The following is a 19,930-nucleotide window of genomic DNA, read 5'->3' on the forward strand; positions in this document are numbered from 1 at the left end:
AAAGTATTCGATCTGGTGTTCTTTTATGTCAATTATGGCTACGTCTGATGCCAGCATACTTTTTAGAACACCACCTATTATTTATATTCCTAAAAAAACTTCGTTTTCAATTAAAAATATTAATGACCAATCATGATAATACCAACCATGAATCTAACTCAAATCCAATACATTCAGCTCGACCGCGAAGCATGGTGCGTGACTGCTCAAGTAAGCGACCTATCCAGTCCTGTAGGAATGAGCAATTTGTGGAACGACTCATACTGGTTATCAGCATATCCATCATCACATATAGTCCTTGCTGAGCTTCGTCATTTCGAATGGCATTATCATGCAGTACAAAAACCAATATCAAAACGTAGTATTGCTCATAGGCAACGCCAACAGCAGCGCCAAGGTGTGAGACAGTTACTACAAACGCTACTTAATAAGCTAGAAATCAACGATATCCTAGATGAGTCGAACTTTCCCTATCGTCTTAGCCAAAGCAAGTATTACGTATGTTTTAGCCATACAGCCGCTCATAACAAAGATGAATTTAATAAAAAATCTAATCAAAATATCGGTCCTATTTCATACAGCAAAATAGCAGCGGTCATCAGTCGTCGTCGCCCTGCTGGTATCGACATCGAGCACAATAATGTTGCTTGGCATATCATCAAGCGTTTTTACTCAGATAATGAAATTACTATCTTACAGACATTACCAAAAAATCAGCGTGATTATATTGCAAAGTTACTATGGCAAATCAAAGAAAGCTTTATTAAGATTCACCAGTATACTTTGGCACAAGGTTTAGGTATAGATTACTCTGATGTCATCCCTGCCTTGACTGATGATATAAATAGAGACTTTATTACTATCAGTCATACTGACAATCAATCCAATCACCAAATCGCAGTATTGCAAGCAGATCAAACAGTAGTCGTTTTTTGATCATACTTAGCAATGCTATCGCAGCGTTTATCTCCGCTTTCTTCTAGACATAAAAAAACGACCCTAAAAAGGGCCGTTTTTTCACACTTCGATTCTTCTAATGACAGTATTTACACTGTGATTAGATTAGAAACGGTAAGTAGCACCAACTTTAACGATTGGCATCCACTCAAGATAATCTTTATCTTCTAACTCTTGCTCAGCAAGTTTAGCAACTTGACCAGCATTCAAACCAGAAGGTACATCAGTCACACCGTTAGAGATACGTACAGGATTGGTTGAATCAGTTGCATTAACTGTAGCATCTGTTTTGCCCATATAGGCCGCACCAACTTCACCGAACAGGCCGAAATTACTAGTGATGTTAGGACGGAAACCAATAGTAGCATAAGGCGCTAGCTTATTACGATGTTCCATAGTACCCTTTAAAGTACCTACATCATCTGCATTATATGACACATCATCAATTTTATAAGTGCCGCCTTTTGAATTAGCAGTCACATCAAAATCGTTATCAGGTACGATAATACCGGCACCCATTGTGAACCAATTAGCCATCGGGCGAACCTGCACGCCTAGATACGGGTTACTAAAATCAGAATCCACATCATAGTTTACATCATTTGCATCGAAATCACCGCCGAAAAGGTCAGCAACATCGCCACCTGCCCAACCAGCTTGTAATTCAGTTTTGTCATTCATTGCCCAAGCAATGTTAGCACCATAACCTAGTGTACCAACTTCAGCACTAACAGATGCTGGGTTAACAGCTGTTTGGAAGAAAGTTTTAGTACCACCAACTACAGCACCAGTAGTGTTGCGTACGATACCAGCATCAGAGTTATATGCGTAAGAAGGTTCTGCTTGATAGGCAACAGCCACTGGCTCAGCTTCGTATACTACCGCATCGTTGTCATCAACAACGATAACTGGATCAGCTGCTAATGCAGCAGTTGATGCTAGAACAGCAGCAGAGATAGCTGTAAGTTTAATAAGTTTCATAATTATTCTCCTAAAGTATAAAGTAACTCGCCCGTAAAAAATGGTAATTTTGCTCTTTTTTAAACCACCATTTTGTTGAAGAGATTAAAACAATTTTGACTCAAAAAGTCACCCCCAAGGATGCGCTTTTTATTTGCCGTTATGTAAAGATTGCATAGTTACTGTAATAATTGCTACACCAACCTGCAAAACTTTGAATTCCTGTTACAAAACCCTCTCAAAGCAATTAATCAGTGTAGACATGAATATTGACTAGCTTAATGTTCATGTGAGGGTATTACAAAATGTTTCATCATAATGTCTGAGTCAACGGCTCAACTCAACACCAGTTATATAGCTTATTACTACAGAATGTTGCAGTATGTGAGTTGAGGTATCTACTGTTTCGCTTAGAAAAAATTGTAAATATTGAAGCTAACAGTACAAATGTTCTTATATAGTGTCACTAATCCTTGTCTCAGCTTGATATTGTGCTAAATTAGACATAGCGATAGATCTACTGTGGGAATGCAGATTTATTACTATTTGTCTTCGTTATGAAAACGTTATAGTCTCGTCAGCCTCATCCCTTTTACCACTACTGAGCCTTTTATATGCCTAAAGTATCCTCGATTACCCGTGTGTTAGAGATCATAGAAGCCGTGTCATATGCTTCTAAACCTCTCTCTCCACTTGAACTATCGCAAGAGTTGGATATTCCTAAGCCAACCATACACCGTTTGATTCAGAATTTGGTCGACGATGGTTTTTTGACCGTTGATATCGGTGGCGGTATTGTTCCTGGTAAACGGGTACGCAATCTGAGCGTTGAGCTTTGGCAGCAGCGGTTATTCTTTAATGAGCGCCAGATGATTTTGCAAAAACTGGTTGATGACCTCAAAGAAACTTGCGGTATCGGCGTTCCTTATCATATGAACATGATCTACACCAATCGCGCACAAACGACCTTGCCATTGCAGATATACCTCCCTGTAGGAGCAAAGTCGCCTATGTGGTGTACGGCAACTGGTAAATTGTATTTGAGCCAATTATCTACTACCAGTCGCAATAAGATACTGCAAGGTCTACCATTAGATAAATTTACCAAAAACACCATCACTGATATTGATGCCTTGAATGCCGAGCTCGATCGTATCGCTACCACTGGCATCGGTATTGATAACGAGGAGTTTATCTCTGAGATGGTGGCGGTGGCCGTGCCTATATTAGATAAGAAGTCGCGCTATCTGGCCTCATTGTACCTGCATGCACCGACGATACGCGTATCGCTCGACGAGCTACTGACTCATGTGCCTCGACTACAGCAAGCAGCGCAAGATATCCAAGCTCTCGTGTATGACTTACAAAGCTAATAGAGTCATTGCTCATTCATCACTATGATCAAATAAAAAAAGGTTCAAGCTATAAACATAGCTTGAACCTTTTTTCATCGAATACGCTATCTCTAATCAGTCCTCACTATTCACGATAGTAAGAGTGATTGAGTATACGAGTCTTTATTTCTAAGATAATTCTAAAACAGTACCGAGGCATCATGACGGCCCATAATACTAGAAAAATCTTTATCACCGTTCTCGAGCGCATGCATGGCATATAACTCTGTTGCCTTGGCACCCATTGGCGTGTCTACATGAGTATCTTGAGCTGTTTGCATAGCAAGATTTAGATCTTTTTGCATCAGCTTACTCATAAAACCACCTTGGTAGCCATTACTAGATGGGACGTTTTCCATAACTTGCGGATAAGGGTTATAGACTTCTAACGTCCAGTTACGACCTGAGCTTTGTAGCATAATGTCTGATAACACTTTGGGATCTAGACCGTTCTTAACCCCTAAATTAATCGCCTCTGCCGTGCCTGCCATTAGGATACCTAACAGCATGTTGTTGCAAATCTTCGCAACTTGTCCTGCGCCATGATCGCCTGCATGAAAAATATTTTTCCCCATTACAGCGAGTATCGGCTCAGCTTTGGCAAAAGCGTCGTCATCACCACCAACAATAAAGGTCAAGCTACCAGCAATCGCCCCGCCTGTCCCGCCAGATACTGGGGCGTCCAAAAAGTCGATGCCAAGCTGGCTTGCAGCGTCTGCCACTGTTCTAGCATCAGCAGCCGCTATCGTACTACTGTCAATCACAAGCGTGCCTTTTGGTAATTCTGCCAATAACCCATTAGCGCCACTATCACCCAGATACACAGAATGCACATGCTGACCCGCCGGCAACATACTAATGACAACTTGGGCGTTGCTCGCCGCATCTTTAGGACTCTGTGCCACACGAGCACCTGCTTTTTCTAAGCGCTGGGTTGCTGCGTCAGACAGATCGAAGACAGAAAGTGTATAGCCTGCCTTTAATAAGTTTTCTGCCATAGGCGCACCCATATTACCAAGCCCAATAAAGGCAATATTTGGTTTAGAGCTATTATTCATTATACTTGTATCCTTTGTACCCATCTCATCACTCCTTGATGATTTATGATGTAACTACTGCTACATACTATTTAACAGTGTTTATCAGTGAATATTGCTTATTAATGAATGCTGCTATCTTATGTCTTAGCACCCTTCTTTAAAACTTTATGAAATCGCTGATTGTCTTACGTTATAAATTTCTTTTAAGTAGTTAGCCGACGTATCGACTGCCCAAAGCTTCCTCACCCAACCAACCTTCTAGAGGGTGCTCACCTTTTGGATAAGGATTGGCAAAGTGCTTATCGATATACGCTTGGCCTTCTACACTTAGACAGTCTGCCAATGAGCGCGACCACTGCGGATCTTTATCCTTATCAATCAATAATGCCCGCACGCCTTCTTTGAAATCAGGATTGGCTGCACAGTGTACTGCGACGTTGGTTTCTAAATAAAGTACTTGTTCGATCGATAAATCAGAGACTTTTTGATACAGCGCGTAGGTTAACGCTGCCGTTACTGGGCAACCATGCCGATACGTTGCGACTGCTCGCTGCGTCCAACTGTCCTCTGCAAAGTCTTTATTTAACTGTGCTAGCGCTTCATCACTTTGTAGCAGCGCATCGATATCTGCCAAACCGCCACTGTTCATCAATTTTTGGATAGGCTTCCAGTAGGTCGCGAGCTTGCTATCAGGCAACTCGGCTACTGGCAGCTCAGCAAGTGCGCGACTGACGATACTATGAGCACTATTATGATGGAACTTGTTTGAACTACTGGCACTATCTAGCGTTTGCCAGTCGCTCTGCTTAAGACGTTGTATGACAGCATCATAATCATGGCTGGCAACAGCATACTCTGCTAGGTTGGCCAACAGCGCGTCATTGCCATTACACATTGCTCCAGTCAAGCCTAAGAACAAACCTGTTTTGGCGGGCATTCGCTGCAAAAACCAACTGCCTGAGGCATCAGGAAATAGGCCAATAGTAATCTCAGGCATAGCAAAACGCGTACGCTCAGTGACGACACGGTGACTGCATCCTGCCATCAGCCCCATACCGCCGCCCATAATGATGCCATCACCCCATAATATTAGAGGTTTTGAGTAAAAGTGCATTTGTCGATATAGACGATACTCGTGACTGAAAAACTCAGTGGCATAAGGGTTTGGCATCGGCGCACTAGTAGACATACTGTCATAGAGCTTACGGATATCACCGCCCGCACAAAATGCCTTATCGCCTGCACCTTTTAACACTATCGCCACTACTTGGTCATCCGTTTGCCACTCCTCTAACTGCGCTGCTAGCAGTTGGCACATATCAACACTGAGCGCATTAAGCGATTTTGGTGTATTGAGTGTCATGACTCCAATCAAGTGCCCGCAATCTGTCGGTTCAGTATTGAACAGTACAGACGCTTCTTGTGCTGTATTATTGGCTGATGTTTGCGCGTTAGTGCTGTTGGTGTCGTTAGTCGATGTCGTAGCTGCTGTCATAAAAGTGACCTACAAAATAAAAAAGTTAAATAATGTCATGAGTGTTATGACCCAAGCATTTTAAGCAATGCTTATTTGTTTTGCCAACTGGGTTGACGCTTTTCTAAAAAGGCTTGTACCCCTTCACGCTGATCTATTGTGTCAAATAGCTTAACGAAAGCTTCACGCTCATGGATAAGATTTTGTGCAGGCGGTGTGTCTCTAGCCGCCTGAATAAGTGCTTTGGAATAACTGACGGCGACGGGTGATTGCTTTGCTACTTTCTTTGCCAAATCTTGAGCGGCTTGTAGTCCCGCGCCTTTTGCAGTGACCTCTTCAACCAGACCGATACGCAGTGCCGTATCTGCATCGACGCGCTCGCCGCACAGTATCATGCGCTTGGCCCAACCTTCACCTACTAGCCAAGGTAGGTTTTGGGTACCGCCTGCACAGGGCAGTAATCCCACACCTGTCTCTGGCAGTGCCATCTGGGCGTGCGCTTCTGCGATACGGATATCACATGCAAGCGCACACTCAAGTCCGCCGCCCATCGCATAGCCGTTGATGACAGCAATACTGACACCGCGATAGGCAGACAGGGCTTCGAACGCCTCACCAAATGCAATCGCCATACTTATTGCGCGGCCTTTATCGCCGTCTGAGAAGTTGTTTAAATCTGCACCAGCTGAAAAGAATTTTTCGCCATCTCCATGCACAATCAATGCGTAGACATCGTCATTGGCATTGAGGTCTGTGATGAGCTGCTTAAGTGCATGCAGACTGTCCATCGTCCACGTATGTGCAGGTGGGTTATTCAACGTCAATGTTGCGGTATGACCATCAATAGATAGCTGTAGATTGGTATACTCTGTCATAAAACATCCTTGTTTTAGTAAAGCGAGATAAATTAGCGCAGTTGGCTTAACCCTTCATCTTGCAAGACTTGACGCGAAATAATCACGCGCATGATCTCATTGGTGCCTTCTAGGATTTGATGGACACGCAAATCGCGTACGTGGCGCTCAAGTGGATATTCGTTTAGATAACCATAGCCGCCGTGCAATTGCAGAGCTTCATTAGCAACATCGAAACAAAGATCGGTGGAGAGACGTTTGGCCATTGCACAGTAGGTAGACGCTTGCCCATCGTTGTTATCAACTTTACTTGCCGCAAGATAGAGCATTTGACGCGCGGCGATGGTCTGAGTCAACATATCAGCAAGTTTAAACTGTACGGATTGTAAGCTAGCAATTGGACTGCCAAATTGGCTTCGCTCTTGCACGTAACTGGTTGCCGTCTCTAATGCAGATTGTGCCGTTCCTACTGCGCAAATACCGATATTAATACGACCACCGTCTAGACCTTTCATCGCGATACGAAAACCTTGGCCTTCCTCACCTATCAGGTTTTCTGCTGGGACTTTGACATCTTTAAAGCTAATCGTCCGTGTCGGCTGTGCTTTCCAGCCCATTTTATGCTCGTTTTTGCCATATTCGATACCAGCACTATTGGCATCTACAACAAACGCAGATACACCTTTTGGCCCAGCACCACCAGTACGCGCCATTACTACCAATACATCGGTCGAGCCTGCGCCAGAGATAAAGGTTTTTTCACCATTCAGTACGTAATGGTCGCCTTGTTTATCCGCTTTGGTACGGAGTGAAGCTGCATCCGACCCTGCATTTGGCTCTGTTAGGCAATAGCTGCCAAGCCACTCACCGCTGACCATATTGGGCAAATATTTTTTGCATAAGCTGTCGCTACCATATTCACCGATCATCCATGCGGCCATATTATGGATGCTCATATAAGCCGCCACGGATGTATCACCCCATGCCAGCTCTTCGAATACCATTGCTGAGTCGAGCCTTGGCAGGCCCAAGCCATTATATTCTGGATTGGTGTATAGCCCCAAAAAGCCAAGCTCACCAGATTTTTTGATGATGTCCACTGGGAAATGCGAGGTGCGATCCCATTCAGCAGCGTTCGGCTTGAGCTCTTTTTGCGCAAACTGACGAGCCGTTTGGCGAAAGGCAACTTGGTCATCGGTCAATGAAAAATCCATAGGGTCATCCTTGTTCTTATAGATCAGATATAAAGGCTTAGATTTGATAAAAGCTTCAGTAAAAGTGTTGGTCAGAGATTTTATAAGACATCAGCGCTATATGATAACGGCATAACGATAATAAAATTGCGTTCAATAGTACCGCAAGTCGTATTAACGTTATACCGAAAATATAGTAATCCGACGATTAAATCGAAATTGTCGTATTAACACCGCGGCTCGCTTCATCATCGAACCAACGTGCCGTCACTGTCTTCGTCTGAGTATAGAACTGTACGGCTTGCTTGCCATAAGGACCTAGGTCGCCAAGTTTACTGGCACGTGACCCTGAGAAAGAGAACATTGGAAGTGGCACTGGAATCGGCAAGTTGATACCAATTTGACCGACTTGAATGTCTTGTTGGAATTTGTGGGCTGCCGCTCCTGACTGGGTGAATATCGCGGTACCATTACCGTGTGGATTGGCATTGAGCAGTGCAATTGCTTCGTCCAAACTATCAGCGCGCATAATGCACAGTACTGGTCCGAATATTTCTTCTTTATAAATTTGCATGTCGCTTGTGACATTATCAAAAATAGTCGGCCCAACAAAGTTACCGTTCTCAAACCCTTCAACGGTAATTCCGCGACCGTCAAGTATTAAGCTTGCGCCCTCTTCTACCCCAGTTCCAATCAAATGCTCGACACGGGCTTTTGCAGCAGGAGAAATCAGTGGTCCCAAATCTTTATCATTTTTACCTGCTGAGACAACTAAACTTTCTGCTTTGGCTTTGATTTCATCAATCCACTCACCAGCTGCGCCTACTAGCACGACCACTGACAGCGCCATACAGCGTTGACCCGCTGCGCCAAATGCCGCGCCCGCTAGCTGATTGAGCGTTTGCTCTTTATTGGCATCAGGCAAGATAACACCGTGGTTTTTTGCACCCATCATGCATTGGGCACGCTTACCTGACTGGCTGGCACGCTCATAAACATGTTTACCAACGTTGGTAGAACCCACAAAAGAAACCGCTTTGATATCTGGATGGTCACAGATAGCGTCGACGGTCGCTTTGCCACCGTGCACCACGTTCAGCACACCTTCTGGTACGCCCGCTTCAATCGCTAGCTCCACGAGGCGCATAGTCACCATTGGATCTTGTTCAGATGGTTTTAAAATGAATGTATTGCCCGTAGCAATCGCCATTGGGAACATCCATAGAGGAATCATCGCAGGGAAGTTAAATGGCGTAATACCAGCACAAACACCGAGTGGTTGCCAAATACTATAAGTATCAACACCTGATGCGACGTTTTCTACAAAGTCGCCGATTTGCAAATTGGCGATACCAGCTGCATGCTCGACCACTTCTAGGCCACGGAACACATCGCCACGCGCATCAGCAATCGTTTTGCCTTGCTCTGCGGTCAAGATTTCTGCCAACTCATCCATATGCTCGCGAATAAGTGCTTGATAGGTCAAGAATATTCGAGCACGCGTGGTGATTGGTGTTTTACGCCATGTCTCAAACGCGGTCTGGGCGGCTGCAACGGCTTGATTGATCTCATCATTGGTGGTTTGCGGGACCTTTGCGATAACTTCCTGAGTCGCAGGATCGGTAATATCAATCCATTCGTCGGTATTTGACTGTGCGAACTGACCGTTGATGAGCTGTTGAACGTGGTGCATAAGATATCCTTATCTTTTTTGCGAGACTACCGTGTGACGGCACCTAAGTATTCATTGGAAAATAAAAAGCTGTGAGCGTTTATCTATAAAACATGATCAAAAAACCAAATTTTAAAATGATTTATTTTGTATCGTTATTGACTATAGCAATAAATCAATTTTAGGGTCAAGCGCTTTATCAAAATTTTCATTAAGTTTGTTCTACCAAAATGCGATAAGTGAACGGGCTGCTATAAGAAAACAGCAGAAACAAAAAAGCCCATGATGATTCATGAGCTTTTAAATGGTTAGTCTAATTTTGATAGGCAGTAGGGAACTTATTAACCTGTGCTGATCAATAGTCTTTCATTGACTGCTTAATCGCATCGATAGCGGCTGGGTTATCGAGGGTCGACATATCTCCTGTAGGCTTATCTTCAGCCAATGCACGAATAGATCGGCGTAGGATTTTGCCAGAGCGCGTCTTTGGCAGTGCTTGCGGAAAATAGATAGCTGCTGGCCTTGCGATACCGCCCAAAGATTTGACCACCGCACCTATCACTTGCTGCTCAATGCGGAAGCGGTTTTCGGTCGTTTCGACTTGCGATTGATCTTTTAGGACGCAGAACGCAATCGGTAGCTCGCCTTTTAGCTCATCTTGAATGCCTACCACAGCGCATTCTGCCATCTCTGGATGGGTACTGATTGCTTCTTCAATCTCTTGCGTGCCTATTCGATGACCTGCGACGTTTATCACGTCATCGGTACGCCCCAAGATGTAAAAGTAACCGTCTTCATCTGTCACTGCATAGTCTGAAGTAGAATACTGCTGGCCATCAAACAGACCAAAGTAACTGCTGACAAAGCGCTCATCGTTACGCCATACCGTGGTGAGACAGCCAGGTGGCAGCGGCGCTTTAATCGCAAGCAACCCTTTTTCACCCGCCTTACAAGGTTCACCTGTTTCCTCATTGAGGACCTGTGCTTCATAGCCATACATAGGATAACCGGGCGAGCCCTGCTTGTGCAGTTTATGATTGAATTTTGGTGTATGGCTCAAGATCGGCCAGCCAGACTCTGTCTGCCAATAGTGATCTAAAATCGGTACGCCTAAATGCTGAGACAACCAATTAGCTGTTGACTCGTCAAGCGGCTCACCTGCCAAAAAGAACGACTTGACACTAGACACATCATAGCGCGTCATCCAGCTTTCATCTTGCTTTTTGAGCATGCGTACGCCTGTAGGCGCCGTGAATAGGATATTAACTTTATTGGCTTCAACAATACGCCACCAGATACCTGGGTTCGGTAAGTGTGGTAAGCCTTCGTACATAACACTGGTCATACCTGCCAGTAATGGCGCATAAATCGTATAGGAATGTCCGACCGCCCAGCCAATATCTGATATCGCCCAAAACGTCTCGCCTGCCTTACCGTCGTAGACATAATCCATCGATGTCGTCAGCGCGACGGCATGACCACCAGTATCACGTTGCACCCCTTTCGGTGTGCCAGTCGTACCAGAAGTATAAAGCAGATAGGACGGTGTATTGGATTCAAGCCAAACTGGTTCCACGACTGCATGGGCCTCGCAGCTGTGGCGTCGTTCAGTGGCATAATCGACGTCAACATTTCTCGGCTCAAACGGTAAAATACCACGATTGACAACTAAAACATGCTCAGGCTTGGTCGTTGCTTGCTCAACGCCTTGGTTGACAAGGTTCTTATAATTAATAACCTTACCATCACGCAGACCTGCATCTACCGTGATGACCATTTTTGCCTCAGCATCATCCATACGGATCGCCAAGTTATGCGCGGCAAATCCGCCAAATACAACTGAGTGTATAGCACCAATACGAGCACAAGCCAGCATGGCATATGCCGCTTCTAGAATCATTGGCATATAAATAATGACACGGTCGCCCTTGCTAATACCATGACGCTGTAGCACGTCTGCGAAGTAATTGACTTCTTTGTATAAATCATTATAAGTCAGGCGGCGCTTGGCATAATCTGTATAAAACTCAACGTTATTGCCCAGATCTTTAAACGAATCAACGACCGCTGGAAAAGTTTCTATTAACTCTTGATTGATCTCTGATGACACCCACACAAAGGCATCTTGCTCTGCACGGTCTGCTAGATGCCGATCGACACAGTTATAGCAAAGATTGGTTTCACCGCCAACAAACCATTTTGCAAAAGGCAGATTGCCATCATCGAGAATCTGCTCAGGCTCTTTATGCCAGTAGATACGCTTTGCTTGCTCAGCCCAAAAATTCTCTCGATCCATAATGGAGTCGTGATAGATGTCAGCGAACATGGGCATGTCTGCCGCTTGAGTAGAGACTGGGTGTTGGGCGTGGTCGCTCATAATAGCTGTCCTTAGCATAAACGAGAAATGGAATAATATTGTTTTATAATCGGCGCATTGGTAAGTTGTTATCGCACTTGCATCGCCTGATATGATCTTTGTACGCGATTGGCTTTATCAACACTACACTGTTTTGACTGTGGTAGACAATGTCCTGATAAATACTGGTCATCCTTGCCAGAATTAAAAAACCGATACGTTATGTATCGGTTTAAAATGTAGCAGACCCCATCACAAAGGTCAACTATTAAGCGTGCAACACGCATGACATTTTGATGAGCACAAGCGTTTCGACATTCAATCGATAGATAATATTATACTTGAGTTTGATTGGCATACATCTCACGCATGACTTTTTTGTCATGCTTGCCAACAGAGGTTTTTGGCAGTTCATCAACGAACTTAAACTGACTTGGTACGCCATATTTAGGAATGATACCGCGCTCTACCGCTTTTTCTGCAATAGCTTTGATGTCGTCAGCACTGGTTTCTTGAGCATTTGGTTTTAATACCACCAAAGCCAGCGGACGCTCGCCCCATTGCTTATCCCGAACGCCAATCACTGAAACATCCGCTACGGATGGATGCAATGATAAAATAGTCTCAATCTCTAGCGATGAGATCCACTCACCACCTGATTTGATCACATCTTTTAGGCGATCCGTGATTTTAATATAACCATCTGGGCGTATGTAAGCGATGTCTTGAGTGTGCATATAGCCACTCTCCCACAGATCCTTACCAGCGTCGTCATTTTTGAGATAGCTTTGGGTCAACCAAGGTGCCCGTAGCACCAGCTCACCCGTATTCTCTTGACCCTTGCCGACAGGTTTGTTGCCCTCCCCCCATACTTGCGCATCGACCATAAGCACCGGCTTACCTGTCATACAGCGACGGGCAATGTCTTCATCCTCAGTCATTTCAGGCTCATTGAGACTAAATTCAGTCAGGCTGATAAGCGGTGCCGTTTCTGACATACCGTAGCCAGTATAAACTTCGATACCTTGGGCCATTGCTGTTTTTGCTAGCCCTTCGGTCAGTCTTGAACCACCAATGATCATTTTTAGTCCATTAAAACTGGCATCGCGATCTTGTGCTTCTTTGAGTACCATTTGCAAAATCGTTGGCACACAATGTGTGATACTCACCTTTTCATTGATAATCAAATCCAGCAAGCTATCAGGTGCATAACGTCCCGGATAGACTTGCTTTAGCCCCACCATCGTCGCCGTAAATGGGAAGCCCCATGCATGTACGTGGAACATCGGCGTCATTGGCATATAAACATCACCGTAGCTAACACCTTGCTTGTTCGGCAACATACCCAATGTTGCAGCTTCTGCCAGACTGTGCAGTACCAACTGACGGTGACTAAAGAAGACGCCTTTTGGATTACCTGTCGTACCTGAGGTGTAAAAGGTTGTCGCGATGGTATTTTCATCAAAGTCTGGGAAATCAAAATGACTATCAGCAGCTTCTAGCAATGCTTCGTACTCGCCTGTCACGCGGCTTTGATTACTGCCAAAAACGCCTTCCGCCGTCACACCATTGTCATCGAGCCAAATGATGTGCTCAATACTAGAGTTTTCAAACTGATAATCTTTGACCAATGGCGCAAACTCAGAGTTGAGCATCAGCACTTTAGGCTTGGCATGGTTGATGGTGTAAAGAACTTTTTCTGGTGATAGACGGATATTGACAGTTTGTAGAACGTACTCTGACATCGGTACCGCAAAATAAGACTCAAGATAGCGATTGCTGTCCCAGTCCATAACGGCAACGATGTCGCCTGCATCAAGGTTCAGGTCTGCGAGTACGTTAGCCAAGCGATTGATACGCTCAAACAAGTCCTTGTAAGTGAGTCGCTTTTTGTTCGCATAGACAATCTCTTGGTCTTGTGACACTGTTTTTGCACGGTTTAAGAGCTGCTTGACCAGTAGTGGATAATCATAGGCAGAGGGAGCACCATGGTACATATTTGACATAGACCTAACTTCCTTGTTTGTCGCGCTTATAAGTTATAGATAGTAATAAATAAGTAGCAATAAGACATACTAATACAGAATGAACCGCTATAACCACACTATTTTTATAATGTAGAGTCATTCTGATTACTCTCAATAGCATCCTGCTAAATGCCAATCGGTTTTGGCGCAGTAAAAACAATAGCTTCACTGACCGCAATAAGATTAAAGACCTCTTTAATAGTAAGAAAAAAGCAGTATCATGTAAAGCAACCTTACATTACGTATCATAAGACGAGTAACCAAACATAGATAATGCCTGATATACCGTTAAGTGGCGCGTCTGGTCGTTTTAATCATCCCAAAACTGGCTATCAATAACGCCAGTACCTGCACAAACAATAACAACCATACGGTAAGAGACCACTGCCCTCGTGCATAAGCTATACCACCCAGCCACGCTCCAAGCGTACCGCCTGTGTAATAACCCATGTAATATAAGCCTGATGCCAATGATCGACCTTTTTTGACATTGACAGCGATATAGCTGATGGTCGCTGACTGCGTAATAAACACACCAGATGACATAACAGCAAGTCCTATGATTACCCCCCATAGTGGAGTCACCAAGGTCAACAGTACCCCAATCATGGAGATAATAATGGCTACCCGAACCGTACGTGCTGAACCAAACCGGCGCAGCAATGTCGTCGATAGTGGCGTGATAATAACACCAAGCAAATATACAGCAAAAATATTGGCGAGCGCACCCGTGCCAAGCTCATAAGGCTTATCCGCCAAATGTAAATTGATAAAGGTGAAGCAGCCTACAAGGGAGAACAACACACAAGCGCCAAGCAGGCAAGCGGTCACCACATAACGATTGGTGACATGCTCACCCAGCGTCTGTATCGCTGAGCGAAAATTGGGATTGGCCTCAAAGTGACGAGACGATGGTAGCATCTTGCCGACCCATATTGCCCCCAGTAGCGTCATCGCTGTCATCACATAATAGCCATTACGCCAGCCAATCAACTCATGCAAATGCCCTAACAAGAACCGACCCATAAAGCCGCCAAGCACGCATCCTGACACATAAAAGGACATCAGCTCAGTCATTGCCCGGCCCTCAAACTCCTCACCGATATAAGCAATCGTTACCACCGTAATACCGGGTACAGACAATCCTTGCATGAAACGCCAAATACCGACCCATTCAATGCTAGAGCTTTGGGCAACCAGCGCTGTTGGTATGGCCAAAAATAACAAAGCACCGACGATAAACGACTTACGCCCGACTGCATCTGAGAGCATGCCCAAAAATGGTGACATGATGGCAATGGCCAATACAGTAGCGCCAACGATCATACCCGCTTGCACTTCCGTCGCAGAAAAATCCACCATCATGACTGGCAGCACGGCTTGGATAGAGTACACTTGCAAAAAGGCAAACATACCAATCAGGCCTATCGTGAGCTTTAATATCCACGACGTAGAGTGACTGGATGCGGCTGCTATCTTTGGTGCTAAATTTTGATTTTTATCTGTAGAATTATTCACAAGGGAGCTGACTATATTGATTATGCTATGACAAGGAGGCGTCATTGGCTTAGGTGATAGAGGAATATAACGCAAATTTATAAAGGAAGATCATGACCATAAATGATAAAGACTTATCATAGTGATAAGAAATCATGTTAGCACACCAACCGATATGCTCAGGTTTAAATGTGTTATTGGCGCTTGATTAGACCCTCCATTTAGAATAAAAAAATCGGATCTATACCCTCAATAATGACATTTACCTAACAACTCTTTTTTATTTTTACACATCTACATTGCTTATATCTTTTCTATTACAGACTTTACGCGCTCAAAAATCAATAATCATAGGGTGCTACGTATCAATAAGTAAAATAATTGAACAACTAAACCATTAAGGAGTCATTTCAATGAATGATGAGATTTACGATTTAGGTGCAGGATTTTGGAGCATTCGAGGGTCATTTATAAAAAATGGCATCATAGATATCGGCGTCCAATGTGCGCTTATAAAGCTATCATCAGGGCGATTTATTTTTTTAGACAGCTATACTTTAAAAGACGAGGTTCGTCAGCAAGTGATGGCACTGACCAATGACGGCCAAGATGTCGAAGCAGTGCTAAATGTTCATCCATTTCATACGATACATTGTGCGCAAATGGCTAAAGACTTTCCGCAAGCCACATTTTACGGTAGTAGTCGACATCCAAAACAAGTGCCAGAAGTAAGCTGGGCAGATGATTTGGTCGAAAGCGATGCGGTCGCTGAGCGTTATCCTGAGCTGAAGTTCTCCCTACCTCAGGGCATTTACTACATCGCACCTGATGAATCAGTCCATGCAAGCTCAATATTGGTCTATCATCCTGCTAGCCAAAGTATATATGTCGATGATACGTTTGAGATACCACCTTCTAAGCTATTTGATGCGGTACAGCCCAACCTAGGCTTACATCCAACTACTAAAAAAGCCCTCAAAGATGAGACAGACGCTGGCAAGCACTATTGTGATTGGGCGGTAGAGCTGGCGCACCAGTGGCGTAATGTCCGTCATTTTTGCGGCGCGCATTCAGGATTAGTGGTGTTTGAAGAAGGTCAGTTTGAAGCGGCGCTTTTGTCTACCATTGATAATGCTCGTAGTGAGCTTGAGGCAAAATAACGACTCTAAGAAAAACTTAAAACATAAAAATTGCGACAAGAAAAATAATCACTTGTTGGTTTAATACATTAAATAAGGAAAACGATAAATGTCAGATGAAATTCATGATTTAGGGGCAGGATTTTGGAACATACGCGGGTCATTCCGTATCGGCGGTGTGATAAATATTGGCACCCAGTGCTCGCTGGTCAAGCTATCCTCAGGACGCTTTATATTTTTGGACAGCTACGCCTTAACAGGTGACGTTCGAGACGAGGTAATGGCGCTCACCAATAATGGTAGAGATGTCGAAGCTGTCCTAAACGTTCATCCATTCCATACCGTACACTGTGACCAGATGGCAAAAGACTTTCCGCAAGCCACATTTTATGGCAGCAAACGTCATCCAAAGAAAGTACCAGAAGTCAATTGGGCAGATGATTTGGTAGAAAGTGATGCGGTTGCTGAACGCTATCCTGAGCTCAAGTTTTCAATGTCAGAAGGTATCCATTATATCGCACCCAATGAGATGATTCATGCAGGCTCCCTATTGGCCTATCATCCTGCCAGCCAAAGCTTACACGTTGATGATACGTTTATGAGTCCGCCAATGAAATTACTAGAGGCCGTCTTACCTGAGCTGATATTGCATCCTACCACCAAAAAAGCACTCAAAAATGAGCCAAATGCGGGCGCACAATATTGCGACTGGGCGACCCATCTAGCACATGAATGGCGCGACGTTCGCAATTTTTGCGCAGCACACTCTTATCTTGTGAGGTTCAAAGATGGCGAGTTTGAAACAGCATTAGTTAAAGCCATTGAGAAAGCCCGTCCTAAGCTAGAAAAAGCATAGTTTTTACATTAACAGATATACTTTACTAATATAAAAGGGTCGCTAATATAGCGACCCTTTTCATTGAATATAACTGATTACATTATTTATCATTGCAGAGCAGCCACTATCAGAGACACAATCACTATCGCCGTCACATAGGTTCTCACTTTGAAATAATCTGGCGTGATAATGTGCGCGCGATTGAGCCCATAATCAATCATCCACATGCTGGTAAATCCAATGACCAGTAACCAGATAAAACCGATCACTGGTAACATCAAAAACCCGAGCCACAGAACAATTGCAATCACATTACTGGCTAAAGGCAATCGGATAGCCCATTTATCATCATCCGCCAAGCTTAAATGATTACCCCACTGCGATCCGGCCATAAACGACACAATTACCAAACCATAAGCGCTTAATATATCAGCCGTTGCGCCCAATATAGGTATGTCACTAATGCCTATAACAAGCAAGAGCGCACAAGCAATAAACGGAATAGCACCTGCAAAGGTGAGATAAGGACTGGGTTTTTTCATGATATGAATCTACCTCGTATTTAGTCTATCGATATTTCTAGCATATATGAATGAGACATCTTATTCTAACTCACCTTGCCATTGACGGATAAACTCACCGTTTGGATCGTATTGCTGGGTTTGTTTATCAAGATTGAACTGCCGACACCCTCTTGGATCCGCCCCCACGCCTGCTAGATATTGCCAATTCCCCCAGTTACTGGCGACGTCATAATCGATAAGATGCTGCTCAAAGTAAGCCGCACCATAACGCCAATCAAGACCTAACTCATGGATAAAGCAGCTTGCCACTAGCTGTCGTCCGCGGTTTGACATATATCCTGTTGCCTTAAGTTGATGCATACAGGCGTTGACGATAGGATACGCCGTTTTTCCACTTTTCCATTTCTCCAAAGGCTTTTGATCAAATTGAGTTGATGGCGTGTGCTCACCAATACCTTTGAACCAAAACAACTTTTGCTGATGGGTGACAGCGTACCAATAAAAATACTCGCGCCAAAGTAGCTCGAACCATATCCAATAAGTTGAGTCATTTGCGATGACATCACGCTCATAACGGCGCAGTCGATTCAATACGGTATTGACAGACAACGAGCCGTTCGCCAGCCAAGCGGAGAACTTAGTGGAATGTGTCCACTCATCAAGCGCGTTTCGTGTGGCCTTATAAGTGCTCGGCGCATCAGAATCAAAATACTCATCTAAATGCTTTAGCCCGTTTGTCTCACCACCTTTGAAATTAGAGGATTGCTGCGTTTGTTCATCAAGCCCTATCTCATCAGACGATTGTGCTTCAAAAAAGTATTCATTTCTATTCAACATACCCTCTGGCATTGGCGAGAGTTTTTTTGGCGTTGAACACGTGGCGATGTCTTGTTCTGCATGCAATAAATCATAATCTGCTTCAATTTTTTTGCGAAATTGCGTAAAGCTTTTGGGTAAGCTCTCTAGCGGTAACTCGTCAAACAAAGTAGCCGTTGTCTCGATATGCCAACATATCTGTGGATGTTTATTCTGTAGTAGCGCATAGACTTGGTTTTGATAATAGTCGTCTGTTTTACTGACACAGATATCGGTAACCTGCTGCGCCTTAATGAGCTCATTCAACTGCGCAAAGGTATCTGACACTGCGGAAGCTTGTTGCAAATACAGTAATCTATTACCAAGCTGCTCTAGCGATGCATTTAGGTCAATCAAGCTCTCTTGTAAAAACTGCTGGCGGGCGACACCCATAGTGTCATAATGATAAGCAGGATGATTATTTTTATCACTCAACCCATCCGCCAATGATGCTCCATAAACAAGCAGCAGTTGTCCATTACCGCTTAGCTCAGCGGCTTTTGACAATGTAGCATTGTCCGCTACTCGCAGATCGTTGTGGAATAGTACCAATGTGAGGTTATTATTCTTTGAGTTGTTCTCTGAATTATTCGCTGATTCATTTGACATACCCTATCCTTTTGGCCATTTAGCGCTCATTTATTTTTAGTCTTGAAATCTGAAATATCATATACGATGTAAAACACACTGAGCATTCAACCATGAGACGAGCGTAGTACTTGTAAGGTGATGCGCTTAGCCCCAAAAATTACTTATAACCATTGACTCTCATAAGCTCGACTGCTTAAATGGCTTACCTCTAGGAGAATACCATGACTCAAAATAATACTACGACTGAAGAAAATAAATCAGACGAGAAACGTAAACTTATCAATCGTTTTTTGATGAGATTGACGAAAGAGCAGCCACAAATGTATTACGCCACGACCTCTGAGATATCTCGGAGCATCCATACCATGATAAAAGAACATATCAATCGCTTGTCAGTAGAAGAGCAAGCACTGGTCAGACGTATGACTATCGAAGAAATTGAAGGGTTATTAGGCTTCCATGCTAGATAGATGACTAAACTATAAGCCAATTGTCCTCTAAGTAGGTTCAAGCATAACTATCGAACATCACAAAAAAAAGACCGCTATCGAAGCGGTCT

At 44.0% G+C, this 19,930-nt stretch carries 16 protein-coding genes; 5 read left to right on the forward strand and 11 right to left on the reverse strand.

All coding sequences use genetic code 11. The features are described 5' to 3' along the window. The first annotated feature begins 132 nt into the window (after positions 1 to 132). Positions 133 to 936 carry a 4'-phosphopantetheinyl transferase superfamily protein gene (locus ACHUET_RS14115; RefSeq protein WP_394213711.1) on the forward strand — a complete coding sequence of 268 codons (804 nt, stop codon included), beginning with the start codon at positions 133 to 135 and terminating at the stop codon, positions 934 to 936. 126 nt (positions 937 to 1,062) lie between these two features. On the opposite strand, the gene ACHUET_RS14120 is transcribed toward ACHUET_RS14115, so the two are convergent. Further along, entirely contained in the window at positions 1,063 to 1,938 is an 876-nt protein-coding gene (locus ACHUET_RS14120) for a hypothetical protein (RefSeq protein WP_394213713.1), read from the reverse strand. A gap of 593 nt (positions 1,939 to 2,531) precedes the next feature. Between ACHUET_RS14120 and ACHUET_RS14125 the strand changes: the two genes are divergently transcribed. Continuing rightward, entirely contained in the window at positions 2,532 to 3,290 is a 759-nt protein-coding gene (locus ACHUET_RS14125; RefSeq protein WP_394213715.1) for an IclR family transcriptional regulator, read from the forward strand. A gap of 161 nt (positions 3,291 to 3,451) precedes the next feature. Here ACHUET_RS14125 and mmsB read toward each other — a convergent pair whose 3' ends face one another. From mmsB to ACHUET_RS14165, 8 genes are all read right to left on the reverse strand, one after another. After that, positions 3,452 to 4,369, reverse strand: coding sequence for a 3-hydroxyisobutyrate dehydrogenase (mmsB, locus tag ACHUET_RS14130; protein ID WP_394213717.1), 918 nt, complete (start codon positions 4,367 to 4,369; stop codon positions 3,452 to 3,454). Between the two features lie 193 nt (positions 4,370 to 4,562). After that, a complete protein-coding gene (locus ACHUET_RS14135) occupies positions 4,563 to 5,846 on the reverse strand; it encodes an enoyl-CoA hydratase/isomerase family protein (protein ID WP_394213719.1) in 1,284 nt (427 codons plus the stop codon). Positions 5,847 to 5,917: 71 nt separating this feature from the next. Next, entirely contained in the window at positions 5,918 to 6,700 is a 783-nt protein-coding gene (locus tag ACHUET_RS14140) for an enoyl-CoA hydratase (RefSeq protein WP_394213721.1), read from the reverse strand. A 32-nt stretch (positions 6,701 to 6,732) separates the two neighbouring features. Further along, positions 6,733 to 7,893, reverse strand: coding sequence for an acyl-CoA dehydrogenase family protein (locus ACHUET_RS14145; RefSeq protein ID WP_394213722.1), 1,161 nt, complete (start codon positions 7,891 to 7,893; stop codon positions 6,733 to 6,735). Positions 7,894 to 8,080: 187 nt separating this feature from the next. Beyond that, positions 8,081 to 9,565, reverse strand: a complete 1,485-nt coding sequence (locus ACHUET_RS14150) for a CoA-acylating methylmalonate-semialdehyde dehydrogenase (protein WP_394213723.1) — start codon at positions 9,563 to 9,565, stop codon at positions 8,081 to 8,083. A gap of 334 nt (positions 9,566 to 9,899) precedes the next feature. After that, positions 9,900 to 11,921 (reverse strand): propionate--CoA ligase, encoded by a 2,022-nt coding sequence (locus ACHUET_RS14155; protein ID WP_394213724.1) that lies wholly within the window; start codon positions 11,919 to 11,921, stop codon positions 9,900 to 9,902. Positions 11,922 to 12,235: 314 nt separating this feature from the next. Continuing rightward, positions 12,236 to 13,906 carry a fatty acid--CoA ligase gene (locus tag ACHUET_RS14160; protein ID WP_394213725.1) on the reverse strand — a complete coding sequence of 557 codons (1,671 nt, stop codon included), beginning with the start codon at positions 13,904 to 13,906 and terminating at the stop codon, positions 12,236 to 12,238. Between the two features lie 309 nt (positions 13,907 to 14,215). Further along, a complete protein-coding gene (locus ACHUET_RS14165) occupies positions 14,216 to 15,403 on the reverse strand; it encodes an MFS transporter (RefSeq protein ID WP_394213741.1) in 1,188 nt (395 codons plus the stop codon). Between the two features lie 434 nt (positions 15,404 to 15,837). Here ACHUET_RS14165 and ACHUET_RS14170 point away from each other — a divergent pair, with 434 nt between their 5' ends. Further along, positions 15,838 to 16,584 (forward strand): hypothetical protein, encoded by a 747-nt coding sequence (locus tag ACHUET_RS14170; protein WP_394213726.1) that lies wholly within the window; start codon positions 15,838 to 15,840, stop codon positions 16,582 to 16,584. 88 nt (positions 16,585 to 16,672) lie between these two features. Continuing rightward, positions 16,673 to 17,419 carry a hypothetical protein gene (locus ACHUET_RS14175; protein ID WP_394213727.1) on the forward strand — a complete coding sequence of 249 codons (747 nt, stop codon included), beginning with the start codon at positions 16,673 to 16,675 and terminating at the stop codon, positions 17,417 to 17,419. Positions 17,420 to 17,508: 89 nt separating this feature from the next. Here the strand turns inward: ACHUET_RS14175 and ACHUET_RS14180 are convergent, their stop codons facing one another. Continuing rightward, a complete protein-coding gene (locus ACHUET_RS14180) occupies positions 17,509 to 17,943 on the reverse strand; it encodes a DUF3429 domain-containing protein (RefSeq protein WP_394213728.1) in 435 nt (144 codons plus the stop codon). Between the two features lie 60 nt (positions 17,944 to 18,003). Further along, positions 18,004 to 19,389 (reverse strand): DASH family cryptochrome, encoded by a 1,386-nt coding sequence (locus ACHUET_RS14185; protein WP_394213729.1) that lies wholly within the window; start codon positions 19,387 to 19,389, stop codon positions 18,004 to 18,006. 203 nt (positions 19,390 to 19,592) lie between these two features. Here ACHUET_RS14185 and ACHUET_RS14190 point away from each other — a divergent pair, with 203 nt between their 5' ends. Continuing rightward, entirely contained in the window at positions 19,593 to 19,841 is a 249-nt protein-coding gene (locus ACHUET_RS14190; protein WP_394213730.1) for a hypothetical protein, read from the forward strand. The last annotated feature ends 89 nt before the right edge of the window (positions 19,842 to 19,930 follow it).

The sequence above is a fragment of the Psychrobacter piscatorii genome (assembly GCF_043641605.1).
In the GTDB taxonomy this organism is placed as follows: Bacteria; Pseudomonadota; Gammaproteobacteria; order Pseudomonadales; family Moraxellaceae; genus Psychrobacter; species Psychrobacter piscatorii_C.